Annotated in this window: 1 pseudogene; it reads left to right on the top strand. The window is 67.3% G+C overall.

Annotated features, from left to right (window positions below):
* Positions 1 to 153 precede the first annotated feature (153 nt).
* Positions 154 to 395 (top strand): annotated as a pseudogene (locus tag KDL01_RS42600) (CCA tRNA nucleotidyltransferase); the annotation flags it as partial.

Raw genomic sequence — 395 nt, 5'->3', positions numbered from 1 at the left:
ATCGGGGACAGAGTCGGCCTGCCCTGTATGGGACTGTATGAAGAGGAGTAGGGCCCCGCGTCCCAAGCGCAGGCTTTGTGTGTGTATCGACGGGGGCCTTAGGCGCGGAATGGAGGAGATTCCGGCCGCCCGCGCCACGTACCCTCTTCTGTTGTGCCGAACGCCAACGAAGAAACCAGTGCCCTGAGCCAGGTGCAGGACCGCGCCGTGAGTGAACTGCTGCGGGTAGCCCCTGTCGCCGACGACCTCGCCCGCCGTTTCCAGGAGGCCGGGTTCTCACTCGCCCTGGTCGGCGGTTCGGTGCGGGACGCACTGCTCGGCCGCCTCGGCAACGACCTGGACTTCACGACCGACGCCCGCCCACAGGACGTGCTGAAGATCGTGCGCCCCTGGGC

The sequence above is a fragment of the Actinospica durhamensis genome (assembly GCF_018139695.1).
Lineage (GTDB): Bacteria > Actinomycetota > Actinomycetes > Streptomycetales > Catenulisporaceae > Actinospica > Actinospica durhamensis.
Note: the sequence above shows the minus strand (reverse complement) of the source record. Positions and strands in the feature narration are given on the sequence as shown.